The organism is Methylobacterium sp. BI1, from assembly GCF_056680125.1.
On sequence record NZ_CM155267.1, the window covers coordinates 3,709,436 to 3,727,624 of the forward strand.

Consider the following 18,189-nt stretch of genomic DNA (forward strand, 5'->3'; position numbering starts at 1 on the left):
TTTCGAGGTGTCCGAATGGGCGATGATTTGCACCGCCCATAACCTCCTCAAACTGGTGAAGGCCAGGCACTGAGCCTAAAGCCGACGCACACGCTGGAGAAGCGTGACAGCCCAATTGGGCTTACCGCGTCACCATGTTTTTGCAGGGCCGCATGCACCTCGCGTCCGTAAGCTTAAGACTGTTCCTCAAGGGCCTACAGGACCAGGGCCGCATGGGCCTTGGTTCGACGCGAGTGCCGGCCTACGCCGATTGGTTAGGCGGCGATTTCGCCTTCCGCCCAGCAGTGAGCGTGCCAGCGGACCGCGCCCAACTTACTAATTCCAAACAGGTCTGCCGCCTGTCGACATGAGGCACAAGCCTTAATGGCGCCGTTTACCCGCTCGCGAAGATCCTGCGACCTGACTTCAGTCATGATGATACTCCATGTTCACAACAAATCTCAGAATAAATCCTTTAATTTTTTATTCTAAACAACGGCGGCAAATAGAGAAGATTTCTTACGAAGAGCGACGAACTATTGTTCTTTCCATAAGCAATCCAACGCAGAGCGTACCAAATCCCCAGGATAGAACATAAAAATAGTCGACGCTTACTCCCAGTCTAGGGTTATAAGCAAGACGGACCCACTCAATGATTTGTACTACTGGACTCCACCTAAGCATCTCATAAATCTCACCGGGCATCATATTGGGTAGATAGAAAACTCCAGCAGTCATATAGGTTAAAATGCTAACAACCAAATAGCCCCACAGCCATCCAGGGAAGAATGCCATAATTCCAATGTTTAATGCTCCAACGCCGAGCCCGAGGAGAAGCGCCGCGCAATACCCCCCGATGGCCATTGCTGGATCGTCTGGAGCAGGGTTCACGTCTAGTATTAAGAGTAGTAATATTACAATACAAAGACCGTGAAACCCTTTGATGGTTTCAACTATGAATCTTGCTGCCATTATGTCAAAGATTTTAACTTGTGGATAGTATGTGAGGGGCCGATTTATAACAACCGCCTTCATAAATTCCCTCGAAGTGTACTGAAATACTAGAGCAGGAACGGCGCCCGTCGAAACAAAAAGAATCGGATCAATCGACATTGGCGAGGGAATATTGCGGAAAATCATAATTGCAACTAAAAGGAAAATGTGTGCTACAGGCCAGAGTACGACAACCAAGTATCCCCAATATGAGCCACCGAAACGAGTCCTCATATCGCGCAGCATCAAAGCATGAATTACATTTGCATATACCGCGAAATCTGACTTCTTAGATCTAGCTTGTTCATCTTTCATCGAACTGCTCAATTCAAGGTTATATTTATATCATTTTTGCTATCAAGCGCGGATTTATCATAACACGAAAGTTGTTGTCTCACTAGGTCTGATCTATGGTTAGACCTGTGAAGAGAGCGAGGGCAATGTTATATTTTACCCATCTGAACTGTCAAAGTCAGCTCCGGATCTGTCAAGCATTGTGGGGATTGGGTATGTTTCTACCAGTCCTTGAGAGTAATCGAGCTCAGACTAAATGCAAGGAATTGTGGCATTAAATAGATCGCTCGCATGTGAGCAGGAACGACGGTAGCATGGCGTTTCAGGAAAACCTCCTTCGCACCGCCTCTAAAACCTGGTACTTCATGTGTACGGAATTCAGAACCCGAGAGTTCATTTTGCGTCTGTCCTGATTTACGGAAACGTCTAGACTCAATCTTAGACATGTAGGCGGCCTGTGGCGGAATATGTGACGAAGCAGGCGTGATGCATAGGCACGCGATGTCGCCGACAACTGACATCGCTGGCTACATGCTTCGTCTGCGTCATCCTGCCGTTCGCACTGCTGTCCTCCCACCGCTCTTGGAACAACGCCTAGCTTCTGCAGATCGGACACCTCGAAATACCCCTTCCGTACGGGGCGGTGTCGTGATTCCCTGATGCTATCGGCTTTGGGGAGGCTTGGATGGGTCAACCAGGGTTCTTCGATCTGGATAAGCGCTATCAGCGCCTGTCGGAGAACGGCGACCCGGTGGTGAGGCTCGCGTCGCTGATCGACTTCGAGGCGTTCCGGCCGAAGTTGGCGACCGCGCTGAAGCGGTCCGACGGATCGAAGGGTGTCGCAGCGCAAAGCCAACCGCGCCCGCTCCAAGGTCGGCCCGGCCGTCGAGATGGTGTTCGCTGGCCAGAAGCACCGCTCCGGCCTGCTCGTGCGTACGACCGGTTTGACCCGAGTCCGGACCAAGATTGGGCTCGCCAACCTCGCCGACAGCATCAAACGCTTCTTCTGCATCGAAGCCCGGCCCGCGGCGGTCTGAGGCCACCCCAAAAATGATCTCGGAGCCTGCTCACGACCGCGGCGAGATTGCCAGAACCCCGGTCCGATCACGCAAGGGCTGCAAGCGGCGTCAAATCGACGGTCAGCTTCCCTCGATCACGAGGTTCCTCGAGGTGTCTGATTGGTGAACCTTCATGAATTTTCTCGTGGCATACGTCCCTCTGCGAGACCATGATGCAAATAGTGATATAGTGGCTCACAACCTGAGGAAGCAACATCCCGGTATTGTGCCAAATACCAATTGGGGTCAAAATTAGGACCGGGCCAACGCCTTTCAGCGACACCGAACCTAATATAATGTATAAGCGGATTAGCTCGTGCGATCATCACGTCAGGGTAAGTCTTCTGGTACCACAGCACATCGAAAATGAAATTTGGGCTGTGTCCCTCTTTCCATCCAGTTTCAATAAAATCTCTTAAGGCATCTTTCGACTTTACTCCCTTTTTGCTTCGACAGTAAAAATCCGCGTCGAATAAGCCACTGCCTTCGATCAGTTTAGTGTCGGATAATGGCTTAGGATTGATATACTTGAAGGACAAACGCAAGAGCTTCGAAATCCAGCTTCTGGACTCATCATCGACAGCGACTTTAATCTTCCAAAATTTATTGCGTAAATCTGAAGAGATTTGCTGTTCATTCTTTAGTGCGTAAGTTATCTTATTATTTTCGCAAATGAGATTAGTATTTGTGTTACAGATGAATTCAATTTCTGATTTTAAATTTAACAAGTCTTTTTTCAAAAGAGAAATTTCATGAAAGGCTTCCTCTCGGTTGCGCCTAGTAACAATTAAATCATTTTCGGTAGCGAACATGGCATCTTTTAAACCTAAGTAATCCGTCTTAAGTATAAGATTTTCACTATATATAGATTGCGATTTTAATCTCTCTTCGTCTAAATCTCTCTTTAAGTTATTGATAGTACTGTCTCTAACAACGATTTCGCTAATCAAATCTCGTATACGCGAATTAGACTCCGCCTCACGGACCGATCCGTACTTGGCATTTTCATAGAGCGATCCGATTCCAACGTGTAGCGTGCCAATCTCTGCTCTCAAAGCATGTATTTGAGAAGAAAGTTTGGCCGTTTCTACCCAGTCCGGTCTTAAACGAATCGTCAAATTATAAGGTGCGGAATGCTCACCATATAGTTTTTTGCCAAGAACACGGGATTGAAACTGACTTTCAAAATCGTCATATCTCTGCAAGTCGTTTTGAGAAAGCCAGATACCTAATCCATAGGATGTTTCGAGGATGAGCTCTTTAAACGTATAAATATGCTTATTCGCTGGCTCAGCCCACGTTTCAATATTGATAAATGAGTCTAATAGCGAACGGTATAGCAAATATCCAAGCTCGATATCTACAGGTAATGACCATTCTTGGTCAATAAAAAACTTATCGTTTCTAGAAACAATCAGGTTTCTTGGTATGGCGTCAACAAGTTTTCCAGAAATGAGTTCACTAGGTGAGTTGCGTGGAAATCCTGCCTTTTCGGTCGTCAAGTCCCACCATACTCTCGCCCAATCAAGGATATCGGTTAGGCTCCAGCATGGCTGATTGACAATCCAAATCAGCCGATCTTGCCACAGCTCACCATCTCGGAAAACTTCATCATGGCAGGAGCTCGTCATGTCTTGAGGAGCAAATTCATCATCCGAAATTTGAGAACGTACAACCATTAAAGAGTCGTTCTCTAAGTAAAACCTAAGAGATTTATTGAAGACTTTTTGTCGATTGTCTCCATTATTGAAATAAAAGGCAATGCTAGTTTCTGGTTCAAGTTCTTCGTCTGATGCAATGATGAGGAAAGAATTTGCTAAATCACCAGCAAGTCCATTGCGGGCCACCTGTGGCCAAGCTTGTTGCATAGAGAAAAATGGGGTTATTGGTTTCTGCGGATCACCGAGAGAAGAAGCAGAGAGAAGAGAAGCAAAATTTACTTCGCTATCACACTTTAGACTGCTCTCAGATAATAAAAAAGTGGGAACTTTATAATCAGGAAAAGGAAACCACCAGTTTTGATGGATGAACCCGCCTGCAGCCAACTTTTCGCGCAGCTCCACCCGCCCAAATGTCACTGGAGTTTTTGGCCCATACCTTCCTTCTACTCCGAACATCGGCATACCTAAGTGATCTTCAGGGTAGCCGGCGAAATACTTCAGGCCAAGCTGATTTTCGATTGCGATGATGATCTTTCCGCCCGGGCGAAGAAATTCTCGTAGCTTCGCTAGCATCGTATCAATTGGATCGGACGCGGAATCAGTATCAAAGAAAACTCGAGCATACTCTAGTACGCCGACTACCACTACAGTTTGAAAGATGGGGCCCGGATTAAATACTTGAATATTATCAACGACGACTTTAACATTGTCCAGTCCTCGACAACGTGCAGCGGCAACCCGCGCGCGATTTGTACTTCCTTCGAGGGCGACTGTCTCAATACCGCTTTCGCCAAGGAAGCGAGTTATTGCCCCACATCCAGCGCCTACTTCCAGCACCGGGCCACTGCAATGCTCTATTATAGGACGTAAAAGATTCGAGCGCCGGGACGTTAAATGGTAGAGTGTAGGCCAATCGACAATCTTTGAAATAAGATCGGTTGAGAAAATTGATACGTCCGAAGCAGCGCGCATTATTTCCAGTAAGCTTTTTTCAAAAGCTTCCCCGTCAGAGTATGTAAAGCTAGGGCGCTGAGTATTAGGTATCCAGATATTGTCAGAGTCTATGTGCCGATAGCCATTTTGGGAGGGGTCGAACATAAGCTATACCTCAAGGGAGTTGTACTGCTTTAATCTTAGACGTTTCGTTGTTTTGATATTAGAGATGAAGTATTTGTAAGAGGATTGAGTTCCGGAAAGGCTTCGGTTTCAGTTGGCCACCAGATTGATGCGTTGTTTCGTATTTTACTTTCAAGTGTAGGGCTGCGTAAAGAGGCCGAAATGTACGAATAAATATTTTCTCTTCGACATCAGGATTTTTTGCGAAATAGCTACCGTCCGCTTTAATTATATCCGCTAATGAACTGAGAATTATTTTCGGTATTGGTTGTGAAATAGAGCTTAGGTCTTGATTCGTTTGATGATCGACAGGTCAGCGTTTACCATCTCTGAGACGAGGTCGCGGAACTGAACTTTGTGACTCCATCCGAGTATTTTGCGAGCCTTCGTAGGATCACCTAGGAGTTGATCGACTTCCGTCGGCCGAAAATAAACAGGGTCGATCTTGACGAGCACTTGGCCGGTCTTGGCGTCGAGGCCCTGCTCCTCGACCCCCTCCCCCTGCCACGCGATCGTCCGGCCGACTACGGCGAATGCGCGCTCGACGAACTCTCGCACGGAATGCATCTCGCCGGTGGCCAGCACGTAGTCGTCGGGTACCTCCTGCTGCAGGATGCGCCACATCCCCTCGACGTAGTCGCGGGCATGCCCCCAGTCGCGCATGGCGTCGAGGTTGCCGAGGTACAGCGTGGGCTGCAGTCCAGCCTCGATTGCCGCAACTGCGCGGGTGATCTTGCGGGTGACGAAGGTCTCGCCGCGCGTCGGGCTCTCGTGGTTGAACAGGATGCCGTTCGAGGCATGCATGCCGTAGGCCTCGCGGTAGTTCACCGTGATCCAGTAGGCGTAGAGCTTGGCCACTGCGTAGGGGCTGCGTGGATAGAACGGCGTGGTCTCGCGCTGAGGCACCTCCTGGACCTTGCCGTAGAGCTCGGAGGTCGAGGCCTGGTAGAAGCGCGTCTTCTGGCTCAGGCCGAGGATCCGGATCGCCTCCAGGAGGCGCAGGGTGCCGATGGCGTCGGAATTGGCGGTGTATTCGGGGGTCTCAAAGCTGACTTGGACGTGGCTCTGGGCGCCAAGGTTGTAGACTTCGTCCGGCAGGGTCTCCTGCATGATCCGGATCAGGTTGGTGGCATCGGTCAACTCGCCGTAATGCATGTGGAAGTCGGTCGGCGCGAAGCGGGGATCCTCGTAGAGGTGATCCACCCGCCCGGTGTTGAAGGACGAGGACCGGCGCTTGATGCCGTGGACGATGTAACCCTTCTCGAGTAGCAGGGCTGCCAGATAGGCGCCATCCTGTCCCGTGACGCCCGTGATCAGAGCCGTTTTCTGCGTCGTGGACATGCGTCGCTTCCTAGGGGGTCGCAGGGAATGGAGAGGTTGACGGCGCGCCGCAGCCCTGCGGTCGCGCGGTGGAGGCCCTATCAGGCCTCGGGATGATGGTGGCGGAACCAGGCGTAGGCGTCCGCGATCCCGGCGCGCAGGTCGATTCGCGGCTGCCAGCTGAGAGCCTCCAGGCGGGTGGTGTCGAGGCGCTTGCGCGGCGTGCCGTCCGGCTTGGTGGCGTCGAAGAGCAACTGCCCCTGCCAGCCCAAGACCTCGGCGATCGTCTCGGCCAGTTCGCGGATGGTGAGTTCCTGGCCGGAGCCGACATTGATCGGCCCTTCGCCGGAATACGCCTTCATCAGGTGAAAGCAGGCGTCGGCGAGATCATCCACGTGCAGGAACTCGCGGTACGGCGTGCCCGTCCCCCAGAGCGTGATGGTTTCCCGGTTCTCGCGCTTAGCCTCGTGCACCTTGCGCAGGAGCGCTGGCAACACGTGGCTGCCCCGAAGATCGTAATTGTCCGCCGGCCCGTAGAGGTTAGTCGGCATCGCCGAGATGAAATCGGCCCCGTGCTGGCGCCGATAGGCCTGGCACAGTTTCAGCCCGGCGATCTTGGCGACGGCATACCATTCGTTGGTTGGCTCGAGCGGTCCGGTGAGGAGTGCGTCCTCCGCCATCGGCTGCGGCGCCATCTTCGGGTAGATGCAGGAGGAGCCGAGGAACAGGAGCTTCTCGACACCCACAGCGTGGGCACTTTGGATGAGGTTCGCCTCGATCATGAGGTTGTCGTAGAGGAAGTCGGCTGGGGCGCTGTCATTGGCGGCAATGCCGCCGACCTTGGCCGCGGCCAGGAATAGCGCTTGTGGCCGTTCCGCTGCCATCCAGTCCTCGACCTCGACCTGCCGGCGCAGATCCACCGTGTCTCGCCCAAGGGTGAGGATGGTGCAGTCCTCCGAGGCCAGCCGCCGCACGAGGGCCGATCCGACCATCCCTCGATGGCCTGCGACGAGGACGCGCTTGCCGGAAAGATCGTAGGTCGGGTTCATCGGGAAGTCGGATCCTCGGGAAACATATCGGTTAGGGGGCCTTACACGGGCTACCGTAGTCCGATCAATTAAGTGGCGTTAAAGGAGGGCGAGCCTTTTGGAAACCCGATCCAGACTTGCGTGCCGCGTGCGGCTCTTCTCCGGCGCATACCGCTGGGCCAATCAGTCGAGCTGCGATAATCTACCCGTTACACAGAGGCCTCTAAATCCGCTTGAGGCCGATTGACGTCGATTGGAAGCGCCGATCAGATTTCGGGAAGAGAGGGAGCGCCCACTACAACCTTTGCTCTTCATCATCCAACGTCGCCAGTGCAGCGAAACCAGCCTGCCTGACCTGCATCACGTAGGTCGGATTCAATCGTGTCCCTCATCAACGTGAGGGGAGTGCTCCAGGGTTCGATCAGCGCGGTACGGGGTAGGCCTGTCTCGCTCCACTGGGATGCATGCTGTACGAATTTTTCGAGGAGCAACGGCAACGTATTCGCGGTCTCTACCCCAAACTCGCGGTGTGCCTCAATGTCAGAGGCGACCACTGGCAGTCCCATAGCGCGGGCTTGGCCGATACACAGATTGTAACCTTCCCAGCGCGAAAGGCTGACGAAGAGATCGGCGGCTGCATACAACTCGGCCATCTCTGCGTCGGATATGTTGGAGAACACGATAAGCCCAGCAGCCCTCACGTAGGCTTCATCGGACGCGTTACCACGGCCCGCGAGTACGAAGATCGGTGAGAGGTGTTGCGGATCAGCATGAAACTGTGCTTCGGCGGCCAGTTCCATATAGCTGTCAATCCCTTTGTAATGACGCTCACCTTCACCAAAGCGCGCAACGTTGAGAACAACGAAGTGTCCTTCAAAACCGTACTTTCTCCGCACGTCCGCGCGTTTTCGTGACCAATCATCGGACCATGCCGAAAGATGACCATTGCCGTTTCGAATGACGATCGCGTCATTCCTGTATTGTTGATCCTTGATCGTCTGCGAAATTGTGAACACACGACGCGCCAGCGGCGCGCACAGCCGCTTCTCCCAATCGATGGATATCCGCCACTCGGCGTCGGGAAACAGATGGGGTGGCGGTTCGCCGTGATCGACGAAATAGACAAATGGACGGCGGCCCAAAAACCGCGTGATGGAGAAGAATGGCGGCGTGTGCGCGACGATGCAATCGATGCCTTCGTCGATCGCGAACGAGGCGGCCTTTCGTGCGTTTTGGCAGATCACGCGTTCACAGCCGGGATAATCAATGTCGTGGCTGGTTCCCGGGCCGCCAATAAAAACGCGCCATCCGCAGCGGCGAAGGAAAGCTGCCTGTTCTGCCACCACCATTGCAACGCCATGACCAAGGCCATGGACACGACTGAGAAGCAGTACGCGCAATTGGCCCGGCTCGCTTCTACGCCACGGGCGGACTGCGCGCGGCGGTGTCGCGAGCTTGCCGATCTGCTGCAGGGACAGATTCGGATTATAATAAGGGTCGTCTTGGAACAATCCCGCGTACCGATCCCGGACGTAAATTGCCTCGCGATTGTTTCTTGCCTGCTTTATAGGCGAATGATCAAGTCCGCGCGATTTTGACTCATGATGAAAGAGCAGAGCATCACTCACATATAGGTTTCGATAACCGGCTCTGCGTGCATCGATACAGAGCTTCACATCGTTGAAGGCAACTTTGAGCGCCGGATCAAACCCGCCAAGGTCTTTGAAGAGGGTTCGGCGCACTGCAATGCAGGCTCCTGTGACAGCTGACATCTCGCGCGTCACGTCAAATGCCTCGGCGACCTCGTGGTCGACTCCGACCAGTCGATGTGCGCCAACCCCCTGAATCCCTAAAACGACGCCACCGTGCTGGATTGTACCGTCCGGATACAGGAGTTTAGCGCCGACGACTCCTACGTCCGGTAGGCTGGCGAGCGATACGAGCTGCCGAATCCAATCGCCACGAATGACGCTCATGTCGTTATTTAGAAATATGACGACGTCACAGTCGACGGCAGCAGCGCCGGCATTGCAGATTTTGGCGAAATTGAACTCGCCAGGGGCTGGAACGATTGTAATATTCGGTTTTGCAGAAATTTCCGTCAGGTATGAGGTTGTTGCTTCCTCCCTCGAGCCATTGTCGACGATAACAATTGCGTATGCCGTATCTGGGTAGTCTGTAATTGCAATTATGCTGTCGATGCACTCCTTAAGCAGATCCACCTGATCTCTCGTGGGAATGATAATTCCGACGCGAGACACAAGGGGGCTGGATGGCGTTGGCCGGGCGTTGGACTGAACTAAAGCGCCCTGCAGCGTCGGCTCATAGAAGGAGACGTCAACGGGCGCCCGGGTCGTCAGAACATGGGAGAGAATCAAGGGGATGTGGGCGACCTGCGGGTCATCCATTCCAAGGAGGAGGTCTGCTCCCAGCCTATCGAGTGAGCTTATCTGAGGCAGGCTTTGAATCAGAAGGTTCAAAATTTCGGACGTCACACGGAGACCGATCACCGGCCCGGCATAGGGGGTTCGACGCATGAACTCCGGCGACATGACCGGCTTGAAGACCGGATTGAAGCGAACGTTGGCCTCGTTGAGGTGGTCATGATCGGCATAGGCGCCCGTCACGCCGTCCGATTCAAGCGAGAGTGCGAATATCGCGCTCGCATGAGGCCGCAGGGCGGACGCGCCGCTGCAGAGCAGGAGCAGGTCACCTTCAGAGAGATCCTCGACGACCGAGGCTGCGTCCGTAATGAAGTCGATCCGTCCCTGCTTGGCATACGCAAGGCAACTGTTCCAAGAAACGTCGCCGACGCTGTCGCGGCGAAGGAAACGCACGCGCACCTCCGGCCCGACCTGATTTTGATATCCGGCGATGATCGCCTCGATGTGTCGGCAGCCTTCTTCATCGAGAAGGTGTATACTGATCATATACGGAGCGGCGATTGCCTTCGCGTCCACCGCGATCCTATCCAAATCATGTGCAGACAGCGTGTCATACGCATCCACCCACCGCTGGTATCTGGGCGGTCCCTTCGAAACGTTCCCTTGCCGCTGTCCTATCCGAAGGTAATGCTCGATCGGACTCCGACTGAACGTGGAAAACTCCGGATAAGTCTCGGCGTAGTAGTCGCTCTCGAAGTCAGGGCCCGGATCACGGCCCTCGACAGCTCCGGAATTTACGAAATGATCAAAAGGGACGACACCTGCATTCGCCAAGTCTCGATTGTTGTCGAGATAGAAGGCTGCATCGAACATACCGCTTCGCTTAAGCAAATACGCGAAGGTGCCAATATCGTCAGACAGCCATAATGGACGTTCGCTATCGTTCGATGTCGCTGCCAAAGCATGGAGAAAAGGCGCGCGTCGCACTTCCTCAGAATGCCCGTGGGAGATCAAATATCGGGATGTACTGAAATTCGGTCCGGGATCCCGGTGCTCGAATATACCAAATTCACAAAAATGAGCTAGAGCGCCGGATTTGAATTTCAATACTTCCGGATATGTTTGGACATACCATTCCGGATCAAACAGGTTGGAGCCTTCAACTGCCGCGACGAGAGCCGGATCAACGGGCGACTTCGACGCACGTTTCCTTCTGGCGAAAAACATCAAAAACTTACCTCAAGATTCGCAATCGGCTTCCGTAACCTAATGGTCTTCACCATCCGCCACGCCGGCGCCACAGCGAGCTACGCGGCCGAGACACGCATTGGCAAAAATTCTCTGCCGCAAACCGGCTCATTCTGCACATTTCGGGTTGTTCCTACCAAGGCGCCCGCGGAACACGGCCGCATTGGACCGCGGATCGCCACCACATTCCCCGGGAATCTGGTCAACTCAGAGGCATTTGGCTCCCACTGATTTCCGCGTATGAGGAGCCTGCGCCATGCTCGCTTTGGGCGGACGTCGTCCGCTCATGCCATAGCCGCTAGAGGGTTTGAATATCGGTCTGACTCCGGCGAATCGTGTGATGCAGTATCATCATGGCGGACAGCGACTCCGGAATTGGTCAACGATCTGGAGTAATTCTGCTGGACCTACCCGGCTTCGTCGCCGACGAGGCTGCCCTGACTCGGGTGCTCCCTGTAAAGAGCCCTGAGCGGGGCGACCTCTGAATACTATCGTCAGCGTTCTTCGCTTTGTAAGTTTCATGGACGTCGAATGAAAGCAATCTACACAGCGCGCGGCGATGGCCTCGGCACTCGAATGCTCTCGGCGCTCTATGCCCGCATCCTGGCGCAACATCTCGGCCTTCCCGTGAAGGTGATCTGGTCGCCGCTGGGTGGCGCGAGCATCTACGCCGATTACGTGTTGATGCACCCCAGGTTTCTGCTCGAGATTTTCGCGGATCGGACGATGTTCACCAATCCCGATCCAGGTCTTAGCGGAGAGATTTTGACCAGCGAAGAGGCCGCGCAACTTAGGCTTCGGAGCTTGTATTATTCCAAAACCGAGATTTCCGGTCTGAGTCGTCAGGAATTGCCTGCTGCCTTGGACGACGCTGAAGAGTTACTCTATGATTTTCCTGGACCGCTCATCGACTTCATGTCCAACGAGATCGACCTGGGGAGTGCCCTGTCCTCCGCATGGTCGCAGGTGAACTGGAGCGCGCCGGTACGTGAGGCCGTTGCGTCCGTCGGCGCACGCATCGACTTTCCGACTTGCACTGCAGTTCATGTCCGACGCGGCGACATTCTCGATGTCGTCAATCGCGGAGACCTGGAACATCTCGTCAACGACGGAATGATCCAAATCCTGCAGCGTTACACGCCCTTGCGTGCGTTTTTCCGGCAGATCGACACATCGGCCCTGTCGGGCGACATCCTCGTCTGCACGGAAGACGCGGATGTGGTGCGGCGCTTCGCTGATCGCTACGGACGCGCGCGCGTTGCGTCGAGCATCGGCCTTGAGCTCACGGAGAACCAGCGTGCGGCCACCGATCTGCTGCTGCTCTCAAAGGCTCGGCAGATCTTCGCGCCGTCGGTCAGCTTCTTCTCGCACTGCGCCGCCACCGTCAGCGGGGCCCGCCTTACGAACACGGGTTGGGACCTCACGACGAGCCTTGATGAAATCCTGGCCCTCGTCGACCGCAGCGACGCCACGCGGCTGCGGCAGGTCTCCGCCATCGCCTATGCCGCCGCGAGCCGCCTGGTCGCCGCGCAGGACCCGGGTCTCGCAGGGCAGTTCCGTGCCCAGGCCTCGCACTTCGACGCGGGGTTGTCCCGCCGCGTGCTGGGCGAGCACGCACCGGCGGCCTGAACCGGTCCGGCCCGCCCCCGCCCGGGTCGGCGAGCGATCCTGCAGGTTCGGTTCCTGCGGGCTCGGTTCAGGATACCCCCGGCGTGCCCCGGTCCTCCAGCGCCCGAACCAGCGCCGTCAGCGCCTGATTCACCGGCGTGGCGATGCCGGCGGCCTCGCCTCTCCGCAGGATGATCCCGTTGAGATGGGCGATCTCGCTCGCCCGGCCCCGGGCGAGATCTTGCGCGGTGGAGGAGATCTGGTCCGGCATGGTCGCCGCGAGGGCGAGGACCTGGGCCAGGATGTCGGGCGCCACCGCGATGCCCGACGCGTGCGCGACGGCGACGCATTCGGCAACGAGATCCGTCATCACGGCCGCGATGCCAGGCACCGCGAGCAGGCGGCCGTAGGGCAGCTGCGTGATCGCCGAGAGGGCGTTGTAGGCGCAGTTGACGATCAGCTTGCCCCAGAGGGCGTCGAGGGCCCGCGCGGAGACGTCTGTCGGGATGCCGGCGGCCGCGAAGAGCGCGGCCACCTCGGCGCTGCGGGGAAACGGACCCATCACCACGTCGCCCCGGCCGTAATGCCGGACGTGGCCGGGGCCGGGCATTCCGGTCGCGACGTAGACCGCCACCGGCACCACCGGCCGGCCGAGCACCGCCTGGAGACGCTCGGGGTTGTCGACGCCGTTCTGGAAGCTCAACACCGCCGCGTCCGGTGCCAGGAACGGGGCGATCGTCCGGCCGACCGTCTCGGTGTCACCGGACTTGACGCAGAATAGCACGAGGTCCGCGCCGGCCACCCCCGCCGCTTCGGTCGTGGCCTGCAGGCGCACCGCCTCCTGCCCGGCCGCGGTCTCCAAGAGGAGGCCGCGCGCCTGGATCGCGTCCACGTGGAGCGCCCGTCCGATCAGGGTGACGGTGGCCCCGGCGCGCGCCAGCAGGGCGCCGTAATAGCACCCCACGGACCCCGCCCCCATCACGGCGACCTTCATCGCAACGCCTCCTTGTGCGCGAACCTGGCAGGAGGCTTACGGGAGGGCGCCGCCCAGGGCCAGCCGTCCCGCCCGACCGGTCTCGGACCGCCGCGGCGAGGGCGTCGCTGCCGGCGAGGCTCTCGGGCAGGACGGCGATGCGGAGGCGCATGAGCGCGCCCGCGCGGTCCTCGCCGATACCGTCACATCGCTCGTCGTTAGGGCCGGCCAGAGTTTGGGGGGCTGCGGGATCCGCAGGCCCGCCTGTACGGAGGAGCGCCCGAGCAGGGGCATTCCGAGGCTGCTGGGCACCGCCGCCAGGACGCCCGTCAGGCTGCCCGCGGTGCAGGCTGCGCCCCCCGGTGCCATGCGGGGCGGACCGGTTTCGACGAAAAATCGATCGCGACCCGGAACCGCCCGAAAGCGACCGCGTTACGCGCGTGCGAGGCTCGATGGCCCGCGATCAGGGCGCCGGCGCACGCGTCCGGCGTCCCTCGTCATCACGTTGCTCAACGGAGGATGTGGTCATGAGGACTTACGATGTGTCACCCCTGTTCCGGTCCTCGGTCGGCTTCGATCGACTGTTCGATCTGCTGACCCAGGCCGAGCGGGTCGAGGCCTCGACGGCCTGGCCGCCCTACAACATCGAGAAGGCGGACGAGGACAGCTATCGCATCACCATGGCGGTGGCCGGCTTCACGCCGGACGAGATCGACCTCGTTCAGCACGACACCACGCTGCTGGTCTCCGGCCAGAAGAAGGGCCCGGAGGGCGAGCGGCAGTATCTCCATCGGGGAATCGCGTCGCGCTCGTTCCGCCAGACCTTTAACCTCGCCGAACACGTCACCGTACTCGGGGCATCCTTGGAGAACGGGCTGCTCACCGTCGACCTCAGACGCGAGGTTCCCGAGGCGCTCAAGCCGCGCCGCATCGCCATCGGCGGGGCCCAGGGCGCCGTCGGACAGGACAACGCGCCGGCCCGGATCGGGGAGGCCGAGCCCGGGGAATTGCGAGAGCCCGACGCTCGGAGCGTCGAAGGCCCAAGGACCGGCGACGACGCCCGCGGCCAGGAACAGCCCGCGGCCGCCTGATGCCGCGGCCGGTCATTGGGCGATCCGAATCCGGCCCCGTTCGGACATTCGATGCCTTGCGGACCCGCATTGCCGTGAAGACCTCCGGGCCCGCGAAAAACCGTTGGACGTCAACCATGCTGATGGAGTGAGCCATGAGTGTGAGAGATCTTCTTCCCTGGACGCGCAACGCGGGCGCCGCCGGGCCGGGTCCAATGCGGTCCGAGCCGCTGAGCCCCTTCCTGACCCTCCACCGGGAGATGAACCGCCTGTTCGACGACGTCTTCAGCGGCCTGAACGGCGCGTCCGCCCTCGGCCGGGGCGGCGCCGGCTGGCCCAGCGTCGAACTCGTCGAGACGGACCAGGGCCTGCGGGTCTCGGCCGAGCTGCCGGGCCTCGACGAGAAGGATGTCGAGGTGCTGATCGAGGACGGTGTCCTCACTCTGCGCGGCGAGAAACGCTCGGAGACGAGCGATGCGGCCCGCGGCTACACGGAGCGCGCCTACGGCCGCTTCGAGCGGACGATCGCGCTGCCGTTCGCGGTCGAGGAGGACAAGGCGGAAGCCACCGTCCGGCACGGCGTGCTCAGCGTGAGCCTGCCCCGCTCGGCCCAGGTCCCGGCCTCGGCGCGCCGCATCGCGATCACCGGCGGCGCGCAGACCGAAACGGCCCATTGAGCGGCGCCCGAGCCCGGGCCGCCTGACGCGGCGGGCGCGGACCCTCGGGTCGCGCCCGCCGATCCCGCAGTTCCGAAGAGATCCCGGTTCACCGGAACACCCTTGCTCACCGAAACACCGTTGCTCACCAAAACACCCTTGCCTACGAAGAGGAGGATGTCATGCAGTTGCTGGACACACCCATCGAGCGCCTCGGGCCGCTGGCCTCGGCGACCCTCCGGGCGACGGCCGTCGATCCGTTCGAGGCCGTCGTCGCGCCGGGCGACGTCTTCCGGCACCCGCGCGAGGTGCTGACCTATCCGCGCCTGTCGCTCGCCGAGAAGCGTGCCATCCTGGCCTCCTGGGCCTCGGATTCGCGCGCGGTCGAGTCCTGCCCGGCCCTGCGCTGCCTCGAGGGCTGCCGCGCCGAACCGGTGCCCCTCGACGCGGTGCTGGCCGCGCTCCAGGCCCTGGACGCGGTACCGGTGGCGGGAATCTGCGCCCGCGCCGGCCTGACGGGCGGGGCCGCCCCGGCGGACGGCCTGAACTGAGGGCGGTGGTGCGCCATGCCGACCTTTCCGCTGAGAAGCCCGCGCCATCGGCCGGACGGGCACCGCCGGGCCGGATTGCCGTGGTACGGCGCCGACGCGACCCGACTCGTCGACGGACTCGTCACCCTGGGGCTCTGCTTCGGGCTCGCCACGCTCCTGCGGGCATGGCCGGCGGACCCAGGTTTCGGAGGGTCGATCTTGGCAGGACCGGGCTTGGCGGGGCTCCTCGCGGGCGCCGGCTACGTCTGGCTCGCCGTTGCAATCACCGAGGACGCCGCGTCGGGCGCGTCCCGGCGCGCCAGACCCTGGAACGGAACCGCCTGGAACGGAAACGCCTGGGACGTCACTGGCTGGGACGTGGCCCTGGTGATCCTCGCCGCCAGCGTCGCCGTCCGGGCTGCGGCGCCGCTCGGTGCCTGACCGGAGGGCGAGACCGCCATGCGTGACGTCGTCCAAGTCGTCCGAGCGCGCGCGCAGGCCGGGCCATCCGCGGTGCCGGCCCCGTGGCGCCGCGATCCGGACTGGGAGCGCGCGCTCCTGAACCCGGCCGCGGTGTTCGGCACCGTCCGGGCCGTTCTCGATCATCCGCGCCTGATGCGCGGCTTCAAGCGGGAAATCCTGCGGCGCTGGGCCTGGGACGAACACCTCAAGGAGGTGGCGGCCACCGAGGGCATGGCGGCGGGCGAGCCCTCGTGCCTCGACGAGGTCCGGGCCGCGCTCCTCAGCCTCGACGCGGCGTGGCGGCCCCAGCCCTCCGCCCCGGCTGCGGCCATCCCGCTCCTGCGGGAGGCGGACGACCGCCTCGCCGCCTGATTTCCCCGTCGCGGCCGGCCCCTCCCCGCAGGTGCCGTTCGGGCCTGTTCGCCCGGCTGGCTCCGGCGCGATCCGTCGATCATTTCGATCAGTCGATGACCTCGACCACGCGGCGGGTGCCCGGCTCCACCAGCACCGGATGGTCGTTGACGATGGTGTAGTTGTAGCCCTTGAGCGCGAATTCCGACGGGACGTCGTAGTAGACCACGCCGTCCTCGGGCAGCACCGCGCCGACCCGGACGGTGCCCGGATAGGCGTAGGACGGCCGCCGCTCGGCGCTGGCGTAGATCCGGAAGCGCTCGCGCCGGTCGACCCCGAGAATGCCGTTGGCCGTGCCGACGGCGGCGCCGATTGCGCCGCCCACCACCGCGCCGAGGGGGCCGGCCGCCATCTCGCCCCGCGCGGCCCCTTCCTGCGCGCCCTGGACGAGGCCCTGGGCCTGGACCAAGCCGAGTCCGGCCAGCACGAGGGCCGAGGCGGCGGCGAGGATCTTGAGAATCATGGGGCGGGTCTCCGGTGCGCTGGGGATGCGGCTGCGAGCGGGCAACGCGCCCCGCCCCGCCCGGTGCCCGCGACGCGGCCGACAAAGCCGACCCGTGTCGCGCCGGACACAGCGGCGTCACGCGGCGCCTTCATCAGGGGACGGGTCGGGGGCGAACCGATCACCGGGCAGGGACAGGAGGATCGATGGCAACCGTCGAGACGATCGAGAAGCTGGAGCACATCTACGGAGCCCTCGGGGCCGTGGGAGAGGCCTCGACCACCAAGGTGGCCGACCACATCACCCCGGATTACGGGCGCTTCATCGCGGTCGCGCCCTTCCTCGCCCTGGCGACTGTCGGACCGGAGGGGCTGGACTGCTCGCCGCGGGGCGATGTCCCGGGCTTCGTGCGCGTCGCTGATCCCCGCACCCTGGTCCTGCCGGACCGGCGCGGCAACAACCGGATCGACAGCCTGCGCAACGTGGTGCGCGACCCGCGGGTCGGGCTGATGTTCCTCATCCCGGGCATCGGCAACGCCCTGCGGGTCAACGGCCGGGCCGTGGTCGAGGACGATCCGGCCCTGCTCGCCAGCTTCGCGGTCGACGGCAAGGCGCCGCGCACCGCCCTCGTGATCACCGTGGGCGAAGTCTACTTTCAGTGCGCCCGCGCGCTGATCCGCTCGGGCCTGTGGCGCCCGGACAGCCACGTCGATCCGAAGACCCTGCCGAGTCCGGGCCAGATCCTGGCCGGCCTCAGCGCGGGCCGGGTCGGCGGCGAGGCCTACGACGCGGCCTGGGCGGAGCGGGCGCGACAGACGATGTGGTGACCCGACGGGGCCGGTCCGCGGCCCCCGATTGCGAAACGGCACCGCGCCCGGCCGGCTTGGCGCTGATGCTAGCCGTCTTGGCGCTGATTCTGGCCGTCTTGGCGCAGATGCCGGCCGGCTTGGCGCTGA

Annotated in this window: 15 protein-coding genes; 8 read left to right on the forward strand and 7 right to left on the reverse strand. The window is 59.7% G+C overall.

The annotated features are described in order from the left end of the window. Window positions 1-498: 498 nt before the first annotated feature. Window positions 499-1,287, reverse strand: coding sequence for an ABC transporter permease (locus tag AC1MGR_RS17550; RefSeq protein ID WP_480232385.1), 789 nt, complete (start codon window positions 1,285-1,287; stop codon window positions 499-501). Between the two features lie 815 nt (window positions 1,288-2,102). Here AC1MGR_RS17550 and AC1MGR_RS17555 point away from each other — a divergent pair. Then, window positions 2,103-2,303, forward strand: coding sequence for a hypothetical protein (locus AC1MGR_RS17555; RefSeq protein WP_480232386.1), 201 nt, complete (start codon window positions 2,103-2,105; stop codon window positions 2,301-2,303). A gap of 152 nt (window positions 2,304-2,455) precedes the next feature. Here AC1MGR_RS17555 and AC1MGR_RS17560 read toward each other — a convergent pair whose 3' ends face one another. The 4 genes from AC1MGR_RS17560 to AC1MGR_RS17575 all read right to left on the reverse strand — a co-directional run bounded on the left by AC1MGR_RS17560 (window position 2,456) and on the right by AC1MGR_RS17575 (window position 11,060). Then, a complete protein-coding gene (locus tag AC1MGR_RS17560) occupies window positions 2,456-5,083 on the reverse strand; it encodes a class I SAM-dependent methyltransferase (protein ID WP_480232387.1) in 2,628 nt (875 codons plus the stop codon). Window positions 5,084-5,383: 300 nt separating this feature from the next. Next, on the reverse strand, window positions 5,384-6,442 hold the full coding sequence (gene gmd / locus AC1MGR_RS17565; protein WP_480232388.1) for a GDP-mannose 4,6-dehydratase: 1,059 nt from the start codon (window positions 6,440-6,442) through the stop codon (window positions 5,384-5,386). An 80-nt stretch (window positions 6,443-6,522) separates the two neighbouring features. Further along, entirely contained in the window at window positions 6,523-7,470 is a 948-nt protein-coding gene (fcl, locus tag AC1MGR_RS17570) for a GDP-L-fucose synthase (protein WP_480232389.1), read from the reverse strand. A 293-nt stretch (window positions 7,471-7,763) separates the two neighbouring features. Beyond that, window positions 7,764-11,060: a glycosyltransferase gene (locus tag AC1MGR_RS17575; protein ID WP_480232390.1), complete on the reverse strand. Its 3,297-nt coding sequence runs from the start codon at window positions 11,058-11,060 to the stop codon at window positions 7,764-7,766. Between the two features lie 552 nt (window positions 11,061-11,612). Here AC1MGR_RS17575 and AC1MGR_RS17580 point away from each other — a divergent pair. Beyond that, entirely contained in the window at window positions 11,613-12,710 is a 1,098-nt protein-coding gene (locus tag AC1MGR_RS17580) for an O-fucosyltransferase family protein (protein ID WP_480232391.1), read from the forward strand. A gap of 67 nt (window positions 12,711-12,777) precedes the next feature. Here AC1MGR_RS17580 and AC1MGR_RS17585 read toward each other — a convergent pair whose 3' ends face one another. Continuing rightward, a complete protein-coding gene (locus AC1MGR_RS17585) occupies window positions 12,778-13,683 on the reverse strand; it encodes a ketopantoate reductase family protein (protein ID WP_480232392.1) in 906 nt (301 codons plus the stop codon). A gap of 506 nt (window positions 13,684-14,189) precedes the next feature. Here AC1MGR_RS17585 and AC1MGR_RS17590 point away from each other — a divergent pair. The 5 genes from AC1MGR_RS17590 to AC1MGR_RS17610 all read left to right on the forward strand — a co-directional run bounded on the left by AC1MGR_RS17590 (window position 14,190) and on the right by AC1MGR_RS17610 (window position 16,752). Further along, window positions 14,190-14,753, forward strand: a complete 564-nt coding sequence (locus AC1MGR_RS17590; protein WP_480232393.1) for an Hsp20 family protein — start codon at window positions 14,190-14,192, stop codon at window positions 14,751-14,753. A 134-nt stretch (window positions 14,754-14,887) separates the two neighbouring features. Further along, window positions 14,888-15,409: an Hsp20/alpha crystallin family protein gene (locus tag AC1MGR_RS17595; protein ID WP_480232394.1), complete on the forward strand. Its 522-nt coding sequence runs from the start codon at window positions 14,888-14,890 to the stop codon at window positions 15,407-15,409. Window positions 15,410-15,570: 161 nt separating this feature from the next. After that, entirely contained in the window at window positions 15,571-15,939 is a 369-nt protein-coding gene (locus tag AC1MGR_RS17600; protein WP_480232395.1) for a hypothetical protein, read from the forward strand. A 15-nt stretch (window positions 15,940-15,954) separates the two neighbouring features. Beyond that, window positions 15,955-16,359 (forward strand): hypothetical protein, encoded by a 405-nt coding sequence (locus AC1MGR_RS17605; protein ID WP_480232396.1) that lies wholly within the window; start codon window positions 15,955-15,957, stop codon window positions 16,357-16,359. An 18-nt stretch (window positions 16,360-16,377) separates the two neighbouring features. Continuing rightward, window positions 16,378-16,752 (forward strand): hypothetical protein, encoded by a 375-nt coding sequence (locus tag AC1MGR_RS17610; RefSeq protein WP_480232397.1) that lies wholly within the window; start codon window positions 16,378-16,380, stop codon window positions 16,750-16,752. Window positions 16,753-16,840: 88 nt separating this feature from the next. On the opposite strand, the gene AC1MGR_RS17615 is transcribed toward AC1MGR_RS17610, so the two are convergent. Beyond that, window positions 16,841-17,254, reverse strand: coding sequence for a DUF1236 domain-containing protein (locus AC1MGR_RS17615; RefSeq protein ID WP_480232398.1), 414 nt, complete (start codon window positions 17,252-17,254; stop codon window positions 16,841-16,843). A 185-nt stretch (window positions 17,255-17,439) separates the two neighbouring features. Here AC1MGR_RS17615 and AC1MGR_RS17620 point away from each other — a divergent pair, with 185 nt between their 5' ends. Then, a complete protein-coding gene (locus AC1MGR_RS17620) occupies window positions 17,440-18,060 on the forward strand; it encodes a pyridoxamine 5'-phosphate oxidase family protein (protein ID WP_480232399.1) in 621 nt (206 codons plus the stop codon). The last annotated feature ends 129 nt before the right edge of the window (window positions 18,061-18,189 follow it).

Coding starts and splice junctions, on each gene's coding strand:
- AC1MGR_RS17550 (WP_480232385.1), bottom strand. CDS start 1,287: ATGAAAGATGAACAAGCTAGATCTAAGAAGTCAGATTTCGCGGTATAT.
- AC1MGR_RS17560 (WP_480232387.1), bottom strand. CDS start 5,083: ATGTTCGACCCCTCCCAAAATGGCTATCGGCACATAGACTCTGACAAT.
- gmd (WP_480232388.1), bottom strand. CDS start 6,442: ATGTCCACGACGCAGAAAACGGCTCTGATCACGGGCGTCACGGGACAG.
- fcl (WP_480232389.1), bottom strand. CDS start 7,470: ATGAACCCGACCTACGATCTTTCCGGCAAGCGCGTCCTCGTCGCAGGC.
- AC1MGR_RS17575 (WP_480232390.1), bottom strand. CDS start 11,060: ATGTTTTTCGCCAGAAGGAAACGTGCGTCGAAGTCGCCCGTTGATCCG.
- AC1MGR_RS17580 (WP_480232391.1), top strand. CDS start 11,613: ATGAAAGCAATCTACACAGCGCGCGGCGATGGCCTCGGCACTCGAATG.
- AC1MGR_RS17585 (WP_480232392.1), bottom strand. CDS start 13,683: ATGAAGGTCGCCGTGATGGGGGCGGGGTCCGTGGGGTGCTATTACGGC.
- AC1MGR_RS17590 (WP_480232393.1), top strand. CDS start 14,190: ATGAGGACTTACGATGTGTCACCCCTGTTCCGGTCCTCGGTCGGCTTC.
- AC1MGR_RS17595 (WP_480232394.1), top strand. CDS start 14,888: ATGAGTGTGAGAGATCTTCTTCCCTGGACGCGCAACGCGGGCGCCGCC.
- AC1MGR_RS17600 (WP_480232395.1), top strand. CDS start 15,571: ATGCAGTTGCTGGACACACCCATCGAGCGCCTCGGGCCGCTGGCCTCG.
- AC1MGR_RS17605 (WP_480232396.1), top strand. CDS start 15,955: ATGCCGACCTTTCCGCTGAGAAGCCCGCGCCATCGGCCGGACGGGCAC.
- AC1MGR_RS17610 (WP_480232397.1), top strand. CDS start 16,378: ATGCGTGACGTCGTCCAAGTCGTCCGAGCGCGCGCGCAGGCCGGGCCA.
- AC1MGR_RS17615 (WP_480232398.1), bottom strand. CDS start 17,254: ATGATTCTCAAGATCCTCGCCGCCGCCTCGGCCCTCGTGCTGGCCGGA.
- AC1MGR_RS17620 (WP_480232399.1), top strand. CDS start 17,440: ATGGCAACCGTCGAGACGATCGAGAAGCTGGAGCACATCTACGGAGCC.